Annotated in this window: 20 protein-coding genes and 1 tRNA gene; 19 read left to right on the forward strand and 2 right to left on the reverse strand. The window is 72.1% G+C overall.

Going from position 1 to position 18,212, the window contains the following annotated elements:
- The first annotated feature begins 55 nt into the window (after positions 1-55).
- From IT347_01985 to IT347_02070, 18 genes are all read left to right on the forward strand, one after another.
- Positions 56-1,180, forward strand: a complete 1,125-nt coding sequence (locus IT347_01985) for a glucose-1-phosphate thymidylyltransferase (GenBank protein ID MCC6348342.1) — start codon at positions 56-58, stop codon at positions 1,178-1,180.
- A 26-nt stretch (positions 1,181-1,206) separates the two neighbouring features.
- Complete coding sequence (gene rfbD, locus IT347_01990; protein ID MCC6348343.1) at positions 1,207-2,070, forward strand: dTDP-4-dehydrorhamnose reductase; 864 nt, start codon at positions 1,207-1,209, stop codon at positions 2,068-2,070.
- Between the two features lie 17 nt (positions 2,071-2,087).
- Complete coding sequence (locus tag IT347_01995) at positions 2,088-2,798, forward strand: SIS domain-containing protein (GenBank protein ID MCC6348344.1); 711 nt, start codon at positions 2,088-2,090, stop codon at positions 2,796-2,798.
- Positions 2,795-3,685, forward strand: coding sequence for a decaprenyl-phosphate phosphoribosyltransferase (locus tag IT347_02000; GenBank protein MCC6348345.1), 891 nt, complete (start codon positions 2,795-2,797; stop codon positions 3,683-3,685). The genes IT347_01995 and IT347_02000 overlap by 4 nt, the downstream gene beginning before the upstream one ends.
- Entirely contained in the window at positions 3,682-4,653 is a 972-nt protein-coding gene (locus IT347_02005) for a 4-(cytidine 5'-diphospho)-2-C-methyl-D-erythritol kinase (GenBank protein MCC6348346.1), read from the forward strand. The genes IT347_02000 and IT347_02005 overlap by 4 nt, the downstream gene beginning before the upstream one ends.
- A 115-nt stretch (positions 4,654-4,768) precedes the next feature.
- Positions 4,769-5,071, forward strand: coding sequence for a septation protein SpoVG family protein (locus IT347_02010; GenBank protein ID MCC6348347.1), 303 nt, complete (start codon positions 4,769-4,771; stop codon positions 5,069-5,071).
- A gap of 176 nt (positions 5,072-5,247) precedes the next feature.
- Positions 5,248-5,322, forward strand: a tRNA-Gln gene (locus IT347_02015).
- Positions 5,323-5,484: 162 nt separating this feature from the next.
- The gene (locus tag IT347_02020) at positions 5,485-6,417 is read left to right on the forward strand and encodes a ribose-phosphate pyrophosphokinase (GenBank protein MCC6348348.1); all 933 of its coding nucleotides are present in this window, start codon (positions 5,485-5,487) and stop codon (positions 6,415-6,417) included.
- Between the two features lie 99 nt (positions 6,418-6,516).
- Complete coding sequence (locus IT347_02025; protein ID MCC6348349.1) at positions 6,517-7,194, forward strand: 50S ribosomal protein L25; 678 nt, start codon at positions 6,517-6,519, stop codon at positions 7,192-7,194.
- 6 nt (positions 7,195-7,200) lie between these two features.
- Complete coding sequence (locus tag IT347_02030; protein ID MCC6348350.1) at positions 7,201-7,788, forward strand: aminoacyl-tRNA hydrolase; 588 nt, start codon at positions 7,201-7,203, stop codon at positions 7,786-7,788.
- Entirely contained in the window at positions 7,785-8,141 is a 357-nt protein-coding gene (gene rpsF, locus IT347_02035; GenBank protein ID MCC6348351.1) for a 30S ribosomal protein S6, read from the forward strand. The genes IT347_02030 and rpsF overlap by 4 nt, the downstream gene beginning before the upstream one ends.
- A gap of 26 nt (positions 8,142-8,167) precedes the next feature.
- A complete protein-coding gene (ssb, locus tag IT347_02040) occupies positions 8,168-8,569 on the forward strand; it encodes a single-stranded DNA-binding protein (protein ID MCC6348352.1) in 402 nt (133 codons plus the stop codon).
- A gap of 15 nt (positions 8,570-8,584) precedes the next feature.
- Positions 8,585-8,833, forward strand: coding sequence for a 30S ribosomal protein S18 (locus IT347_02045; protein ID MCC6348353.1), 249 nt, complete (start codon positions 8,585-8,587; stop codon positions 8,831-8,833).
- On the forward strand, positions 8,817-9,815 hold the full coding sequence (locus IT347_02050; protein MCC6348354.1) for a DUF2232 domain-containing protein: 999 nt from the start codon (positions 8,817-8,819) through the stop codon (positions 9,813-9,815). Before IT347_02045 ends, IT347_02050 begins: the two co-directional genes overlap by 17 nt.
- Before the next feature lie 10 nt (positions 9,816-9,825).
- On the forward strand, positions 9,826-10,269 hold the full coding sequence (locus tag IT347_02055) for a 50S ribosomal protein L9 (protein MCC6348355.1): 444 nt from the start codon (positions 9,826-9,828) through the stop codon (positions 10,267-10,269).
- Positions 10,266-11,510, forward strand: a complete 1,245-nt coding sequence (locus IT347_02060; protein MCC6348356.1) for a peptidyl-prolyl cis-trans isomerase — start codon at positions 10,266-10,268, stop codon at positions 11,508-11,510. Before IT347_02055 ends, IT347_02060 begins: the two co-directional genes overlap by 4 nt.
- Positions 11,511-11,514: 4 nt before the next feature.
- The gene (locus IT347_02065; GenBank protein ID MCC6348357.1) at positions 11,515-12,045 is read left to right on the forward strand and encodes a bifunctional nuclease family protein; all 531 of its coding nucleotides are present in this window, start codon (positions 11,515-11,517) and stop codon (positions 12,043-12,045) included.
- Positions 12,046-12,167: 122 nt separating this feature from the next.
- A complete protein-coding gene (locus tag IT347_02070) occupies positions 12,168-13,535 on the forward strand; it encodes an amino acid ABC transporter substrate-binding protein (protein MCC6348358.1) in 1,368 nt (455 codons plus the stop codon).
- A 31-nt stretch (positions 13,536-13,566) separates the two neighbouring features.
- Here IT347_02070 and IT347_02075 read toward each other — a convergent pair whose 3' ends face one another.
- Entirely contained in the window at positions 13,567-14,244 is a 678-nt protein-coding gene (locus IT347_02075; protein MCC6348359.1) for an energy transducer TonB, read from the reverse strand.
- A 44-nt stretch (positions 14,245-14,288) separates the two neighbouring features.
- Positions 14,289-16,721, reverse strand: coding sequence for an N-acetylmuramoyl-L-alanine amidase (locus IT347_02080; GenBank protein MCC6348360.1), 2,433 nt, complete (start codon positions 16,719-16,721; stop codon positions 14,289-14,291).
- Between the two features lie 234 nt (positions 16,722-16,955).
- Between IT347_02080 and IT347_02085 the strand changes: the two genes are divergently transcribed.
- A complete protein-coding gene (locus tag IT347_02085; protein MCC6348361.1) occupies positions 16,956-18,167 on the forward strand; it encodes an ABC transporter substrate-binding protein in 1,212 nt (403 codons plus the stop codon).
- Positions 18,168-18,212 lie beyond the last annotated feature (45 nt).

An 18,212-nucleotide genomic window follows, 5' to 3' on the forward strand; every position in this document is an offset into this window, starting at 1 on the left:
TGCTCATCGCGGCGGTGCTCATCTTCGGATTCCTGATCTTCCTGCGGAGGCTCGAGTGAAGGCCCTGGTCCTTGCGGGCGGTCGCGGCACGCGGCTGCGGCCGATCACGCACACGCGCGCGAAGCAACTGGTGCCGGTCGCGAACAAGCCGGTGCTGCATTTCGGACTCGAGTCCATCGCCGCTGCGGGCATCCGCGAGGTTGGCATCGTCGTCAGCGATCCGCGCGAGCTGCTGCAGCCCGACCACCGGACCGGAGAAATGGTGACCGTGCTGGTCAACTCGCAGGCCGAGATCCGGGCCGACGTGGGCGACGGCTCGCGCTTCGGCCTGCAGGTCACCTACATCGAGCAGGAGGCGCCGCTCGGGCTGGCGCACGCGGTCAAGATCGCCGAGCCGTTCATGGCCGGCGACTCGTTCGTGATGTACCTGGGCGACAACCTCATCAAGGACGGCGTGACGCCGTTCGTGCGCGAGTTCGAAGCCGAAAAGCCCGACGCGCAGATCCTGCTCGCGAAGGTGGACCGGCCGTGGGAGTTCGGGGTCGCCGAGCTCGAGGGCGAGCGCGTCGTGCGGCTCGAGGAAAAGCCGAAGCAGCCGCGCAGCGACCTTGCGCTGGTCGGCGTGTACCTCTTCACCTCGTCCATCTTCGACGCGGTGCGCGCGATCCGGCCGTCGGCCCGCGGCGAGCTCGAGATCACCGACGCGATCCAGCACCTCATCTCGACCGGCCGGAACGTGCGCTCGCACGTCATCCAGGGCTGGTGGAAGGACACCGGCCGGGTCGAGGACCTGCTCGAGGCGAACCGCATCGTGCTCGCCGACCTGCCGACGCGCATCGAGGGATCGGTGGACGCGGCGACGCAGATCGAGGGTCCGGTGGCGATCGGCCCGGGCACGACCGTCGAACGCTCGCGCCTGCGCGGGCCGCTGGTGATCGGCGCGAACGCGCGCGTCGCCGACAGCTACGTGGGGCCGTTCACCGCGCTCGGCGACGGCGTGCAGCTCTCGCATTGCGAGATCGAGCACTCGATCGTGCTCGACCGCAGCGAGCTGCGCGGGATCGCCGGGCGCATCGAGTCGAGCCTCATCGGCCGCGACGTCGTGGTCACGACGCGCGAGGCGCGCCCGAGCGCCCACCGGCTGATGCTCGGCGATTCGAGCCGGGTGGAGCTGGCGTGAGGATCCTGGTGACCGGGGCGGGCGGAATGCTCGGGCACGCGCTGGTGCCGAGGCTCGAGGCCGCCGGCCACGAAGTGACGGCGGTGCGCCATCCGCAGGACACCGGCCCGCTGCCGGCGCCGCCCGCCTCGGGAGCGCAGCGCGAGACGCGGCCGATCGACATCACCGACGGCGAGGCGCTGCTGGCCGCGGCGGTCGGGGCGCGGCCCGACTGGGTCGTGCACCTGGCGGCGTGGACGGACGTGGACGGCTGCGAGTCCGACCCGGAGCGGGCGATGCGCGTCAACGGCCTCGGCTCGCGCAACGCCGCGCGCGCGGCGGCGGCCGTGAACGCGCCGGTGCTGGCCATGAGCACCGACTACGTCTTCGACGGCTCGGCCGGCGCGCCGCGGCGCGAGAGCGACCCGGTGGCGCCGCTCGGCGCCTACGGCCGCTCGAAGCTCGCCGGCGAGCAGGCGGTGCGCGAGACGGGAGAGCGGCACATCGTCGCGCGCACGTCGTGGCTTTACGGCGGCGGCGGCAGGAACTTCGTGGACACGATCCTGGCGCGCGCGCGCGGCGGACAGCCGCTGGCGGTGGTCAACGACCAGCACGGCTCGCCGACCTGGACGGCGGATCTTGCCGACGGCCTGCTGGCGCTGATCGAACGCGGCGAGTTCGGCACCTTCCACGTCACCGGCTCGGGCGCGTGCACCTGGCACGAACTCGCGGTGGCCGCCTGCGAGGTCGCGGGTGTGCCGGCGGAGATCCGGGCCATCAGCAGCGCGCAGCTCGGCCGGCCCGCTCCGCGCCCTGCGTATTCGGTTCTCGACAACGGGCGTTTCGAACACGTCACCGGACGCCGCATGCCGCACTGGCGCGACGCCCTCGAACGTTACCTGCGCGCGTGAGGCGCACCGGAGGTCGCATGGCCAGGGCGAAGGGAAGCGCGGACGGGCCGCTCGAGCGGCAGGCGAAGGCGGCGCTGGCCGAGGCGGCGCGCGCCTCGGCGCGCCTGGCGCGCGTCAACGGACCCGCGGTCGCGGCGGCGGCCGAAGCGCTGATGGCGTGCTTCGAGAACGGCGGCACCGTGTACTTCTGCGGCAACGGCGGCAGCGCCGCCGACGCCCAGCACCTCGCGGCCGAGTTCGCCGGCCGCTACCTGGTGGACCGGCCGGGCCTGCCGGCGGTCGCGCTCACCACCAACAGTTCGGCGGTCACGGCGATCGGAAACGACTACGGCTACGCGGACGTCTTCGCGCGCCAGCTCGAGGGCCTCGGCTCGCCCGGCGACGTGCTGGTGGCGATCACCACGAGCGGCGGCTCCGAGAGCGTGCGGCGCGCGGTGCGCGCGGCCGGCGCGCTCGGCATGACCACGATCGGCATGACCGGCGCGAAGGGCGCGGCGTTCGCGGCGTCGTGCGACATCGCACTGGTTTCGCCGCACGCCTCGACGCCGCACATCCAGGAAGGCCACATCACCATGGGGCACGCCTTCTGCCTGCTCGTCGAGCAGGCGATGTTCGGCGCAGGCACGATGGCGGGCGGGCCGCGCCGGCGGCCGCGCGCGAAGCGCGGGGGCGCGCCGCGGGCGGCGGCCGCGAAGCCGGCGAAGCGCGCCAAGGGCGGCCGGCGGTGATGCTCGCCGCGATCGAGGCGCTGCGTCCGAAGCAGTGGACGAAGAACCTGCTGCTGTTCGTGGGCGTCGTCTTTTCGCAGCATCTGCGCGAGCCGCAGCTGCTGATGCGCGCCGCCGGAGGTTTCCTCGCGTTCTCGCTGCTCGCCGGCTCCGTCTACGTGCTCAACGACCTGCGTGACGTCGAGGCCGACCGCCGTCACCCGAAGAAGTCGCGCCGGCCGATCGCCTCCGGGCGGCTGCCGGTCGCCGTGGCGCGCGCGATGCTGCCGCTGCTATGGGTGGCGGTCGCCGCGCTCGCCGGGTGGCTCGGGACGTCCTTCGCGTGGGTCGCCGCGATCTACCTGGCGAGCAATCTCGCGTACAGCTACGGGCTCAAGCACAAGGTGATCCTCGACGTGTTCGTGATCGCGCTCGGCTTCGTGCTGCGCGCGATCGCGGGCGTCGAGCTGCTGCGCCCGGTGGTGCCCGACACCGTGCTCTCGCCCTGGCTCATGGTCTGCACGTTCTTCGGGGCGCTGTTCCTGGCGACGAGCAAGCGGCGGCGCGAGATCGTCAACGCCGGGGCGCACGCGGTCGAGCAGCGCGCGGTGCTGCGGACGTACACCCCCGAACTGCTCGACGTGATGCTCACGGTGTCGGCGGCGACGACGCTCATGGCGTACGCGCTCTACACGATCTGGCCGGCGACGGTCGGGAAGTTCCACACCGAGGCGCTCCTGTTCACGGTCCCGTTCGTCGCCTTCGGGGTGTTCCGCTACCTGTTCCTCGTGCGCGTCTCCGAGACGAGCGAGGACCCGTCCGTGGTGCTGCTCACCGACCGGCCGATCCAGGTCACCGTCGCGTCGTTCCTGGTGGTCGCGGTCTGGATTCTCTACGGCCGGCCGTGAGCCCGGTGCGCGGCATCCGCCGCGGCGCGGCGCGGCCGGCGAAGCGCGTCACCGTCACCGCGCACGCCAAGCTGAACCTCGGGCTGCGCGTCGGCCCGCCGCGTGCGGACGGCTTCCATGACCTGGTCACGGTGTTCCAGTCCGTCTCGCTCGCCGACACGCTGATCGCCGAGCGCACGGGCCGCGGCTACTCGCTCGTCGTTCGCCACGAGGAGGCGGCGCTGCGCGGGACGCAGGGTCGAGCGGCCCGAACCGGCGTCCCCGGCGGCGGGGACAACCTCGTCCTGCGGGGAGCGCGGCTGGCCGCGGGCCGGCTCGGCCTGAAGGGCGGGGCGCGCTTCACCCTGGTCAAGCGCATCCCGGCAAGGGCGGGCATGGGTGGCGGCAGCGCCGACGGCGCGGCGGCGATCGCGGCGATGCTCGCCCTGCATGGCGTGCCCCTTCGCCGTGAGGGACGTATTCGCCTGGCGGCGGAGCTGGGCTCGGATGTCCCCTTCGCGATCACCGGAGGAACGGCGCTCGGGCTCGGCCGGGGCGAGGTCCTGCGCCCGCTGCGCCGGACGCGCCCGCTCCGCGCGTTGGTGGTCGTGCCGGCGTGGCGGGTGTCCACCGCGGACGCCTTTCGCCGACTGGATGGGACCAAATATGGCTTGACAGCTTGGAAACGCCTTCTAAGATTGGCGGCAAGCCTTGGGCGCGAGCAAGTTACGGCATTTGAGCGCATGCGCCTGGGGAATGATTTCGAGAAAGTGTTGGGGCAGCGCCGGCATGACTTCGAAGGGCTTCGCACGCGCATGCGGCGGGCGGGGCTGCTCGATCCGCACCTGACCGGGAGCGGATCGGGGGTTTTCGGATTCGTGCCGGAAGGCGTTTCAGTCCGGGAGATTGCAGGCCGCTTCCCCGGGCCCGAGCCGATCTACCAGGTTCGATCCGTCGGAAGGGGTCTGCGGCTCATCGCGAAGCGATGACCCGGACGGGAGGCAAGGGCAGAAGAAATCCCATGGCCAACTGCATCCCGCCGCGCTCAGGAAGGGCGCAACACCGAGCCAGCTACCTTCACGGATGGCTCCGAGGTAGATCCGAATGGTCGAGATCACCGAGGTCAGGGTTTCGCTTCGGAACGACGAGAAGCTCAAGGCGTTCGTCAGCATCACGTTGAACAACTCCTTCGTGGTCCGCGGACTCAAGATCATCCGCGGCAACCGGGAGTTGTTCGTGGCGATGCCGAGCCGCAAGCGTCCGGACGGCCAGCACCAGGACCTGGCGCATCCCATCAACGACGCGACGCGCAAGTATCTGCACGAGACGGTCATGGCCGAGTACCAGCGCGAACTCGCCAACCCGACGCCGCACGTGCCCGCGGAGAACCAGCCCTACTCCGACTGAAGCGCCCCCGCGCGTCACCCGCCTCCGGACCGCCTCCCCCGCGTTGACGCCGGTCCGGGATGGCCTGTATGCTCCCGCCCGCTTTTTCCCATCCGGCAGTTTTCTCTGGGCCAATAGCCAGCACCCCGGGAAGCGTTCGCGCCGATCGGACCGTGACGGAAACCCCGTTCTGTTGGTGGGGCGTGGCCAAGTGGTAAGGCACGAGACTTTGGCTCTCGCATTCGGAGGTTCGAATCCTCCCGCCCCAGCCAACCTTTCCGGGCGGACGATTCGAAGCTCCTGAATGCGTCGGATGCACGCGCGGGCGCGGTCCCCACGGGACCGACCCGCCGTGAGTGTTGCCTTGTTCCTGCGCGGGGGCGGGACCTCCGCGCGTTTGCTGCGAGATCGTGACCAGCCCGGGAGGTTCGCGCGTGGATCCCTGCCGCGTTTTCGCGGGAAGCGCCAGTCGGCGACTGGCGAAGGCCATCTGCGAAAAGCTGAAGGTTCCGCTCGGTGACGTCGAACTGGGGCGCTTCGAGGACGGCGAGGTCTCGGTGCGCTTCAACGAGAACATCCGCGGAGCCGACGTGTTCGTCGTGCAGTCCACGAACGCGCCGGCGGATCACCTCATGGAACTGCTGGTCATGCTCGACGCGGCCAAGCGCGCCTCCGCGCGCCGCGTCACCGCCGTGCTGCCCTACTTCGGCTACGCGCGCCAGGACCGCAAGGACCAGCCGCGCGCGCCCATCACCGCCAAGCTGGTCGCCAACCTGATCACCGTCGCCGGCGCCGACCGGGCGCTGACCATGGACCTGCACAGCGCTCAGATCCAGGGCTTCTTCGACATCCCGCTCGACCACCTGTACGCGGCCCCCGTGCTGATCGACCACTTCGAGCGCATGGCGCTGCCCAACCTGGTCGTGGTCGCGCCCGACATCGGCAGCGTGAAGATGGCGCGCGCGTACGCCAAGCGCCTCGGCGCCGAGCTGGCGCTGGTGGACAAGCGCCGGCCGAAGGCCGACTCGGTCGAGGTCATGAACATCATCGGCGACGTGCAGGGCAAGAACATCGTCATGTTCGACGACGTCGTCACCACGGCGCGCACGCTGTGCCAGGCCGCGCACGCGATGCGCAAGCAGGGCGCGCGCGACATCTACGCGGGGGTCACGCACGGCGTGTTCTGCCCGGGCGCGTTCGAGCGCATCGCCGACTCGCCCATCAAGGAGGTCGTGGTCAGCGACACGCTGAACCACGAACCCGGCTCGCTGCCGTCCCAGGTCCGCGAACTGTCGGTCGCGGGCCTGCTGGGCGAGGCGGTCCAGCGCATTCACGAGGAACGTTCGCTGAGCTCGCTGTTCGTCTGACGGCGCGCGACCGCCGGTGCGCCCCGCGGGCGCGCGGCGGACAGGGAAGATGACGAGGAACCCGGGCGAGCCCGGAACGGCATCACGAGGAGGAGTCACATGGCGGTCATTCAGCTGAGCGGCAAGCGCCGCGAGGTCATCGGCAAGGGCGGCGCCCGTCGGGCGCGCGCGGCCGGGCAGATCCCGGGCGTCATCTACGGACACGGCGAGCAGCCGATCGCGGTCATGGTGGACGGCCGCGAGTTCTCGACGGCGATGCGCGCCCACAAGGGCGGCAACGCGATCGTGAATCTCAAGGTGGACGGCGGCGAGTTCACGGCGCTGGTGCGCGACGCGCAGATCGATCCGCTGTCGCGCGCGCTCGTGCACCTCGACTTCCAGCACATCTCGCTCACCGAGACGATCGAGGTCGAGGTCGTGGTGCACCCGGTCGGCCTGGCGATCGGCGTCAAGGACGGCGGCGGCATCCTCGAGGTGATCACCCGCCAGGTCGAGGTGCGCTGCCTGCCGACGGCGATTCCCGCGTCCATTGACGTGGACGTCACCGCGCTCAACATCGGCGAGTCGTTGCACGTGCGCGACCTGAAGGCCGAAGGCTTCGAAATCCTGACGGACCCCTCGACGACGCTGCTGACGGTCGTCGCGCCGACCGTCGAGGAGGCGCCGGCGCCGGCGGAGGGCGAAGTCGCCGCGACCGCGACGGGTCCGGCGGAGCCCGAAGTCGTGGGCGCCAAGGGCAAGAAGGAAGAGGGCGAAGGCGAGAAGGAGAAGAAGTAACCGCCGGTGCGGGTCGTGGTCGGGCTGGGCAATCCGGGCGAGCGCTTCGCGCGCACGCGGCACAACGTGGCGTGGCGGGTGCTCGACGAGCTGGCGGCTCGCGGCGGGGCGCTGGGCTCCGAGGAGAGCCCGGTCTACCGCGCGCGGCGGGTGCGCCTGCACGGGCACGAGGGAGTGCTGATGCAACCGCTCACGTTCATGAACCTGAGCGGGGAAGCGATACGGGAGTGGCAGGACCGGCACGGGCTGCAGGCCGGCGAACTGCTGGTCGTTTCGGACGACGTCTACCTGCCGCTCGGCAGGCTGCGCCTGCGGGCGGGCGGATCGAGCGGCGGGCACCGCGGACTCGAGAGCATCGAGTCGGCGGTCGGGCACCGCGAGTACGCGCGGCTGCGCGTGGGCGTCGGGGCCGCCGACAGCAGCGCGGAACTGAAGCAGCACGTGCTGGAGGAGTTCGCGCCGGAGGACGCGCCGGCGATGCAGGAGGCGGTGCGCCGAGCGGCGGACGCCGTGGAGTGCTGGCTGGCGGAAGGCGCGCCGGCGGCGATGAACCGGTTCAATCGCAGGGTCAGCAGGGAGGATTCCGAGTCGTGACCAAGTACGAAACCGTCTACATCCTCGAGCCCGGGTACGACGAAGCCCGCGCCGCCGAGGAATCGGCCAGGGTGTCCGGCTGGATCAAGGATCTGGGCGGCGAAGTGGTCGAAGTCCAGAAGTGGGGCAAGCGCCGGCTCGCCTACGAAATCGAGCGCAAGCGCGATGGCGTGTACACGCTCGTCGTGTGGAGCGGCGCCGGCCCGATGGTGAAGGAGATCGAGCGCCGGCTGCGCCTGAACGAGAGCGTCATGCGCGTGCTCACCACCGTGTACGTCCCGCCGGAGCTGTCGCAGGGCGTGCCCGAGGGCGAGGCCGTGGCGGCGGGCGCCGAAGCGGACGACAGCGAATAGCACCGGAGCGCCCCCGCGGAGGTCACATGGCCGAACTGAGACTCCCGGAAATCAACCGGGTGACCCTGGGCGGTCGGCTCACCCGCGATCCCGACAAGCGTTACGCACAGGACGGCACGACGGTCTGCAGTTTCACGCTGGCCTTCCACCGCCGCTACCGCTCGCGCCAGGGATCGTGGGAGGAGCACACGGGGTTCGTGACGGTGATGTGTTACCAGCGCCTCGCGGAGGTCTGCGCGCAGTACCTGCGCACGGGCAGCCCGGTGCTGGTCGAAGGAAGGCTGCAGATGCGGGAGTGGGCGACGGCGAGGGGCGAGAAGCGGCAAAGCCTCGAGGTCCGCGCCGAATCGGTCCACTTCCTCGAGAAGGCCTCCGCCGACGCGGCCGGTCCGCCGACCGGGGGCCCCACCGAGGATCCAACCTCATAATCGAAAGAGAGCGACATGGCCAAGGAACGTGAGAGCAAGGGCAAGAGCCTGAAGAAGAAGTACTGCAAGCTGTGCCTCGAGAAGGTCGGCTTCGTGGACTACAAGGACGAGAAGCGGCTCGGCCGTTTCGTGACCGATCGCGGCAAGATCGTGCCGCGGCGCGTGTCCGGAACGTGTTCGATGCACCAGAAGCAGCTGACGACCGCGATCAAGCGGGCGCGCGTTCTGGCGCTGCTGCCGTTCACCAGTGACTTCTATCGCTGAAGCCGCGCGCGGGGCGCGCCCGCTCGCCTGGGTGCGCGTCGTGACGCTGACGCTGCTGCTGCTGTTCGGCGGTCTCGGCTCGACCGGGAGCTGGGGAGCGATGTGGCTGCTCGTGCCGGCGGCGGTGGCCACGGGGCTGCTGCTCGCGTGGCGCTTCGGCCCGGTGGCGCTGGCGCTGCCGGCGGTGCTGGCCGTGGCTTCGGCCGCGCTGGCGTTCGCGGGCAAGGCGGGGCTGCCGCTGTGGACGACGGCCTGGGTGCCGCTCGGCGCGGCGGTCGGGACGTGGATGGGGCTGCACGAGGAAGGGGGGGGAGCCGGACTCGGGGAGCGGGCGTGGATGCACGTGCCGCTGCTGGCGCTGGCGGCGCTGCTGCCGGTCGCGCCGGGCTTCGAGGCGGCGATGGGGCGGTTCGACGCGGTGCTCAAGGTCCAGCAGGAGTCGCTGCTGCGCACCTCGCAGACCGCGAAATGGCCGGCCGAACTGCGCGCGGAAATGCAGCGCAAGCTGCAGAGTCCGCCGGAGGTGCGGCGGCGGGAGTTGCTGTTCCTGGTGCCGAACACGCTGTTCCTGTGGGCCGTGCTGCTCGTCGCGGCCGGACGATCGCTCGCCGCGCGCGCGGCCACGATCCTCGGCTGGCCCGAGCTGTCCCGCTCGCCGTTGCGGGCCTGGCGGATGCCGGACGCCGCGCTCGCCCCGCTGCTCGCGGGCCTGGCGCTGGTGGTGTTCGCCGGCCGGACCTGGCATCCGGTGGCGGCGGTGCTGCTGCTGCAGTCGGCGCTCGGATATAGTGTGCAGGGATTCGCGGTCGTGGAGTCGGTGCTGCGCGCGCGCGGCATGGCCCCCGCCCTCGTGACGTTGACGCTGGTGTTCGTGATCGCCGTGAGCCTGTTCTGGGCGCTCCCGGCGCTCGCCGTGGTCGGATTGAGCGACGTGTGGCTCGACTACCGCAGACTGGAGCCCTCCCCCGAACGGGAGGCGTAGGAGAGGAACGATGGAAGTCATCCTGCTCGAAGACATGAAGGGCGTCGGCGCCAAGGGCGCGACCGTGAACGTGAAGCCGGGCTTCGCGCGCAACTACCTGCTGCCGCGCCGGCTCGCGATCCCGACCGGCACCAAGGCCGCGAACCTGTACCAGGAGCTGGAGCGGCAGAAGTCGGCGCAGGCCGACAAGCTGATCGCGGCGGCCAGGATCGAAGCGGCCCGGCTCGACGGCTTCCAGGTCAACATTCCGGCGCAGGCGAACGAAGAGGACACGCTGTTCGGCTCGATCACCAACACCGACGTCGCCAGCGCGCTCGAAGCCGCGGGCCATGCCGTGGACAAGCGCCGCATCGAGATGGACGAGCACATCAAGCAGCTCGGCAACTACGACGTCCTCGTGCGCTACTACGGCGGCGTGACGGCCACCGTGAAGGTCTGGGTGGTGCGGGCATGAAGCGGCCGCGGCTCATCGCGATCCTGTTGCTGATGCTGCTGGTGGGCGCCAGCGCGACGCTGGCGGCCCCGGCGAAGAAGAGCCGCGCGACGAAGCCGGCGGCTCCGAACGATTCCGACGCCGTGCTGGTGAGAATCGGCGGCGACGTCATCACCCGGCGCACGCTGGCCGACCGACTGGCGGAGATTCCCGACCAGTACCGGGCGACCTATTCCACCCCGGAAGGCCGCCAGCAACTGCTCGACCGCATGGTCGAGGAGCGGCTGTGGCTGCAGGACGCCGAGGCGAACGGCATCGAGAAGCGCGAGGCGATCGTGCACCAGCTCGCGCAGCAGCGCCGCGACCTGCTGATCCGCACGCGCATCAACGAGCTGATGGCGACGAACCCCGCGCCCAGCGACTCGGATGCGAAGGCGTATTACGAGGCGAACCTCGCCGAGTTCCGCACCCCCGCCTCGGTGACGATGCGGCACATCCAGCTCAAGACCGAGGCCGAGGCGCGCAAGGTGCTCGCTCTGGCGAAGGCCAGGGGCGCGGACTGGAACAAGCTCGTCACGACCTGGACGCAGGACACGCTCACCCGCGCGAACGGCGGCAACCTGGGTTCGGTCACCCGCGAGGGCACGTTCTCGGGACTGGGCGCGCAGCCGGCGCTGGCCGAGTCCGCGATGGCGCTCGGCGAGGGCGGGATCGGCGGGCCGTGGCGGACCGACCGCGGCTGGCACGTCGTCAAGGTGGACAGCTACCGCCCCGAGGGCACGCGCCCGTTCGAGCAGGTGCGCACCTTCATCCTCCGCCAGCTCACCCAGCAGAAGCAGCAGGGCTTCTACCAGGCCGAGCTCGCGAAGGTGCGCGCCCGGGTGGGCGTCAAGACCGACTCGGCGGCCGTGCATTCGTTCCTCATCACGAAGAAGTCGGCGCGCGAGATGTTCACCGAGGCGCAGAGTGCGGGCGGTCCCGAGCAGCGCATCGCCGCCTACCAGGGCGTGGTGGACGCCTGGCCCGAGGCCGACCTCGCGCCGCAGGCCGCGTTCATGATCGGGTTCATCTACAGCGAGGAACTCAAGAACTACGACAAGGCCGAGAAGGCGTTCCGCGAGCTGCTGGCGAAGTACCCGAAGTCCGAGCTCGCGGCCTCGGCGCAGTGGATGGTGGAGCACATGCGCACCGAGGAAGCGCCGAACTTCAACCTCACGGGGGCGGACTCGACGGCCGCCGCGGCCGTCAAGGGTTCGAAATAGCAGCGTGAAGATCGTCGAGGCGCGGGTCCACGGACTCGTCTACGACCCCAGGACTCAGCAGCACGTCGTGGTGCTGCGCGAGCTGGAAGGCCCGCGCGTGCTGCCGATCTGGATCGGACCCGGCGAGGCGATGGCGATCCAGCGGCTCCTGACGCAGGAGTCCTTTCCCCGGCCGCTGACCCACGACCTGATCGCGCTGGTCGTCGAGGGGCTCAAGGCCCGCGTCGCGCGCGTCCTGATCGCCGATCTCAAGGAAGGCACCTTCTTCGCCACGCTCATCATCGAGCGCGAGGGCGGGCTGCTCTCGATTGACGCGCGGCCCAGCGACTCGATCGCGGTCGCGCTGCGCACCGGGGCGACCATCCTCGTCAACGAGGCGCTGCTCCAGGCGCCGCCCGAGCAGCAGGAGGAGGGCGCCGAGACGCCCGGGCCGGGCGAGCCGCCGGCCGAGCCGACCGCCGAGGAGAAGGCCGAGCAACTGCGTCGCTACCTCGAGAAGCTGAACCCGGAAGACTTCGGCAAGTTCCAGATGTGAGCGACCTCGACCCCCACGCCATTCAGGGCGGCGACCGCCGCCGGCCGCACCCGCCCGCGAACCCCGCGCGGCTCGGGTCGTGTCGCGCGCGCCGATCACTTCCGCGTATCGCCGGCGCAGCCGTGCTGATGCTCGCGCTGGCCGGCAGCGCCCCGGTGAGCGCGGCGGCGCGCAGCGGCGCGTGGGACCCGCGCGAAGGCGAGGCGCTCCTCGCCCAGGCGCCCTCGTCCGCGCGAACGAAGGCGCTGAGCGCGTGGCTCAAGGGCGCTTCGCTCGATCCGCTGCTGCGGCTGCTGCGGCTGGACGCGACGCGCCTCGGGCCCGACGAGGGCGCGATCGCCGAGGCCGCGTTCAGGCTCGCGCCGCGCGCGAGCAGCGATCTGCGCCGCCGGCTCGCGGCGCGCATGCAGCTCGCGCTCGCCGAGTCGGGCCGGCGCACCGAGCGCGACCCGGCGGACCTGCGCATGCTGCGCCCGCGCCAGTCGGTGTGGCGCGTGGGCGTGCTGCTGCCCGATCGCGGCGACTACGCCGGCTACGCGGTTTCGGTGCGCGAAGCGCTCGCGGCCGGCATCGCCTCGGGCGCCCCGGGCGAGCCGTTCGTGCTGGAGGAGCACGGCACGGGCGACTCCGAGCCGGCGCGCGCGGCCGCCGCGCTCGACACCGCCGCGGCGACCTGCGGCGTGATCGTCGGCGAGCTGCTCAGCGAGGCGACGTTCGCGCTCGCCGCCGGCACACGAATCGCCGCGCTGCCGCTGGTCTCGCCGACCGCGACCGACGAGGCGATCGGCACCGCCGGCCCGCAGGTCTTCCAGGTCGGACCCGCGAGCCAGCGCCGCGGCGAAGCGCTCGCCCGGGCGGTGCTGGGGGAGAAGTTCCGCAAGGTCGCCATCTTCACCTCGAGCGCGGTCGCCCGGGGCGCGCTCGTCACCGCGTTCGCGGCCGCCGCCGAGTCGCTCGGCGCGACCATCGTGCGCCGTGACGTCTATCCGCCGGGCGGCGGGGACTTCCGCGCGTTCGCGCGCGGCATGCGGACGTTCGGCGCCGACGTGCTCTTCTGGGACGGCGACACGCGCGAGGCCGTGACGCTGCTGCGCCAGCTCGGCGCCGAAGGCGTTTCGGTGCGCGTGTGCGGCGGGACCGCGCTCGCGCCCGACCAGTTCCACGCGGGCGAGAAGGTGCTGCTCGAAGGCGTCACCTACGTGGCCGACGACTGGCGGCTCGCGCCCGCCCAGCAGGCGATCGTGGATTCGCTCGCCGCGGCGCGCGGCGAACACGCCGGTGCGCTGTGGACCCGCGGCTTCCTGAGCGGCCGGCGGATCGCCGCGGCGGTCGCGGCCGGCGCGCGCACGCCGGCCGAGATGTCCGCCCGCCTCGCCAGCCGCGATCCGGAGCTGCGCGCGCACGGTTTTCTCGACGTGAGCGCCGAAGGCGCCACGCTGCCGGTCTGGACCATCCAGCGCGGCAGGGCCGTCGAGATCGCGACGCCGTAGCGGCTCCGCCCGTGCGAGATCTGGGGCCCGCTCAATACAGCCGGAAGTTGATCCGGAAGTACGCCCACACCGGTTGCAGGCTCCCCCCCGAGCGGTAGGGCCGGTAGCGGCACTGCAGCACCGCGGTCGTCGCCGCGTGCTCGAGCAGCGGATGGCGCGCGCCGCCGATGATCTCGACCTGCGCGACGCGCCCGGTCGTGTCCACCAGAGCGACCAGCTCGACCAGGCCCTCGATGTCCTTGAGGCGCGCCTCCTCGGGGTAATCCGGTCGGACGAGATTTTCGACGACCAGGTCCTCCGACTGGACGATCGGGCCTTCGAGCGCCATCGCGCGCAGGCGGGCCTCGAGCGTGAAGGCGTCCTCGCCGGCGTCCCTGCCGCGGCGCTCCGCCCGCGGCGTCGGAACCGTGCCCTGAGCCCGCGCGGGACGCCGCCCGCCGCTCTCGCGCCGGCTCACCGGGGCGGCGCTCATCGAGTTGCGTCCGAGTTGCTCCTCGGGACCGCGCAGCTCGAGCAGGATGCGCTCGACGTACTGGTCCGGCCCCTCGAATCCGAAGCGCCTGGAGTCGTCGAGCATCTCGCGCATCGCGGGCTGCCGGAGCACGGCGAGCAGCAGCAGCAGGGCGGCGCTGACGGCGGCGCCGAAGAGGCTCAGCCGGCGCTGGAAATGGGCGATTTCGCCGAAGTAGCCGTCAATCCCGTGCCGCATGCGGTCGCTCGGCCGATCGAGTGGAAGTACGCGGGCCCGGCCGGTCAGCGAGCTCCGGAGAGCAGGTGACTGCGCGAGGAGTCTAGCAGAAGCACTCGCGTGTTCACGCGCGGATCGTCGCACGCCAGCTCGATCGGCCCGCTCTCCGTGCGGATGAAACGTGCGAGCCCGTCGGGCCCCGCCTGCACGACCAGCGCTCCGCCCAGGGTGACGAGCGCGCCGGCCACCGGACGGCCGCCGGCGTCGCGCACCTCGATCGTGTCGGGGGCTCCGAAGTCCGCCGCCGCGAAGTCCGCCGCGAGCGCGACGAACAACGCGTACGCCTCGGCGCGCAGCCGCCCGGGCTCGAGCAGCTTCGCCTCCTCCCGGGGCTCGTCGATCCGCGCCAGCGACACGTAGAGCGCCGTCGCCGACGCCTGCGAGAGCGCGTACTTCGCGCTCTCGCGCACCGGCAGCGAATCGGCGAGGCCGAGCGCCACCAGCGCACCGGCGACCCGCGCGCCCCAGCGCCTGCCGGCCGCGCTCGAAAAGTAGTGGCCGGCGAAGGGCGCCGCCGCGGCGTGGCCGATCCGCAGGTAGCGATCGGCGCGGAAGCGCTCGGACACCTGCACGCGTTCGAGCTCGGAAACCGAAGCGTCGCCCTCACGCGTGAGCACGGCCTGCGCACCGGCCGCCTCGAGCAGTCCGGCGAGCGCCCGCGCGACCTCCAGGTTCATCGCCGAGGCGCGCGTGCCCGAGGGGCCCGAGCCCGCGTCGTCGTCGCCGCCGCCTTCGGGGTCGAGCGTCACGCGGCGGCCCTGCAGCGCGCCGGCGGCGATCGCCACGTAGGCCGGTGGCCAGGTCGTGTCGGGACCCCAGGCGCGAAAGCCCGCCACGCGTGGGGCGCGGAACGCGCCGCCCGAATCGGCGCGCACGGCCACGAAGCCGTCGCGGTTGACGGCGTCGCCCGCGGGCCAGGCGCCGGTGGTCCCGGGCGCATCGCGCAGCGGGGCGGCCTCCGGCATCCGACGGGCGAAGCCCGTGCGCAGGCCGCCGGGGGCGCGCGCGAACGTCACGCCCAGCGTGTCGGCGCGCGGGCGGCGCGGGACGCGCGCGGCGGGCGCGAGCGCCGGCGCGATGCGCGCGCGGCCGGGGGCGAACCGGCCGCGATGCCGGAAGTAACCCCAGGCGACCCCGTCCGTGGCCACCACGGTCGTCTCGCGCGGCGCGAGCGGACCGAGGGCGCGCAGCCGCAGCGGCAGCGGGCCCGGCAGCGGCAGGCCGTCGGCGTCGGTGACGCGCACGCGCGCGGCGAGCGTGCCGCGGCCGTTCCAGCGCCGCTGCCAGGGCGCGTCCGCGGCGAGCAGGGCCGGGTCCTTGCGCACGCTGAACGCCAGCCGCCGCTCGCGCGCCGAGCCTTCGCCCGCGAGCCGCACGGAGACGACGACCTCGTGCCGGCCGGCGGCGAGCGGCGCCGCGGGTCGCGCGGTCACCTGCCCGGACTGCAGGTTCGTCGCCGCCTCGGCTCCGTCCACCCGCACGCGCGCCGCGTCGAACGTTCCCGCGACCCGTGCCACGATCAGCGGCCGGCCGGTGCCGAGCAGCGTGTCGGCGGGCAGGGACTCGTCGCCCCGCACCTCGAGCGTCTCGATCGCCGGCGCGCGGCGCATGAAGAAGCGTGCGATGCCCAGGTAGAGCGCCTCGGCCTCGAGTTCCTGCGCGGCGGGCGTGCGCAGCCGCTGCTCGACGTCCGGGTTGGTCAGGTAGCTGGCCTCGGTGAGCAGCGCCGCCCCCTCGCTCGTGCGCACCACGAAGAAGTTGCCGGGCAGGAGCCGCTGCGTCTCGATGCCGAGGTTGCGCACCAGCGCGCGGTGGACGTCGCTGGCGACGTCGTACGAGGGCCCTTCGTCGCCGAGCTTGTAGTAGGTCTGCGTCTCGTTGACGTCGTGGCGGCCGCCGGCGTCGGCGTTGTGGTGGATCGAGACGAACAGGTCGGGAGCGAAGGCGTTGGCGATCCGCGTCCGCTCGGTAAGATCGGCGCGCAGCGAGCTGTCGGCGGGGGTGAGGAAGTCGCGGTCGCTCTCGCGCGTCATCAGCACCACCGCCCCGTGCGCCACCAGCAGGTCGCGCAGGCGCAGCGCGACGCCGAGGTTCACGTCGGCCTCGGCGGTGCCGTTCACGCCGAGTGAGCCGCGGAAGAACCCGCCGTGGCCCGGATCAATCGCGACGCGCCGGCCCGAGAGGACCGTGGGGTCCACCGAGCCGAGCGAGTCGGCGAGGGCGACGTACCCGGGCCGCGGTCGTTCGGCCGGGCGAGTCGCCGGCGCCGGCGGCGCCGGCGGCACGGGCGGGCCCGACCAGGGCGCGGGCGGGCGGACGCCGCACCCCGCGAGCGCGCTCAGGGTGACGAGCGCCAGCCCCGCGGCGACGGCCGCGGCCGCACCGTGGCGCGCGTGCGGGCGTGGCGCGCGGCTCTGGCCTGCGGCGGTCGGGTGCATGCCGCAAGCTAGCTCCCGCGGCGGCGGCGCGGCAAGAAGGCTCCGCGCGATCGAACGCCGCGCCAGGGGGCCTTTGGTCTTGCCGCGCGCGTCGGCAGCGTGCTACCTCTTGCCGCTCGGTTCCTGCAGGGTGGTGAACCAGCCCAATTGTCCCTCGTCGCACGTGGCCGCGCGACGCCCGCCCGCGGGCAGCCCGCCGGTTCGTGAGTCGATCCCCAGCACAGGGAGGTCGTCATGAAGTTCCGCATCGGGTCCGGGGCGCTCGCCGCGCTCGCGCTCGGCGCCGCCATCGTTGCCGCCGGCTGCGCGGGCGGTTCGAAGCAGGACGAGATCGTCATCGGCGTCTACGGATCGCTGACCGGCAGCGACGCGACCTTCGGCCAGTCCACCAAGTCCGGCGTCGAGGTGGCGATGAAGCAGCTGGCCGACCACCAGGGCGGCAGGATCGGCGGACTCAAGGTCCGGACCGTGAACGAGGACGACCAGGGCAAGGCCGAGGAAGCGGCCACGGTCGTGCAGAAGCTGATCAACCAGGACCAGGTCGTCTCGGTGATCGGCGAGGTCGCCTCCTCGCGCAGCCTCGCGGCGGCGCCGATCTGCCAGGCGGCCGGCGTGCCGATGATCACGCCGTCCTCGACCAACCCGAAGGTCACGCAGGTCGGCGACTACATCTTCCGCATGTGCTTCCTCGACGACTTCCAGGGCCAGACCATGGCGCGCTTCGCGCTCGAGAACCTGGGGCTCAAGAAGGTCGCCATCCTCAAGGACGTCAAGAGCGACTACTCGGTCGGGCTCGCGCAGTACTTCACCGACGCGTTCACCAAGGGCGGCGGCAAGATCGTCGGCGAGCAGGCCTATCAGGCCGGCGATCAGGACTTCAGCGCCGCGCTCACCGCGATCAAGGCGCGCAATCCCGACGCCATCTTCATCCCCGGCTACTACACCGAGGTCGGCCTCATCGCCCGCAAGGCGCGCGAGCTGGGCATCACCGTGCCGCTGCTCGGCGGCGACGGCTGGGAGAGCGAGAAGCTGCTGGAGATCGGCGGCGATGCGCTCAACGGCTCCTACTATTCGAACCACTGGGCGCTGGACAAGCCCGACTCGGTCCTGCAGGGCTTCCTCGACGCCTACCGCGCCCAGTTCAAGTCCGATCCCGACGCGATCGGCGGCCTCGCCTACGACGCCGCCCAGGTGCTGTTCCAGGCGATGGAGAAGCTGGCCGCCGACGATCCGAAGACGTTCGCCGCGCTCGGCTCGGCGAAGGCCGGAACGCCGGAGCGCAAGGCGGCGCTCGCGAAGCTGCGCGACCTGATCGCGGCGACGAAGGACTTCCCCGGCGTCACGGGCACCATCACCCTCGACGCCAACCGCGACGCCTCGAAGCCGGCGGTGGTGATCGAGATCAAGGGCGGCAGGAAGGTCTACAACACCACCATTCAGCCGTAGCGCGGAGGAACCGGGCGACGCCGGCCGGAGTCCCGGCCGGCGTTC

Source organism: Candidatus Eisenbacteria bacterium, from assembly GCA_020847735.1.
Taxonomy (GTDB): Bacteria; Eisenbacteria; RBG-16-71-46; order RBG-16-71-46; family RBG-16-71-46; genus CAIXRL01.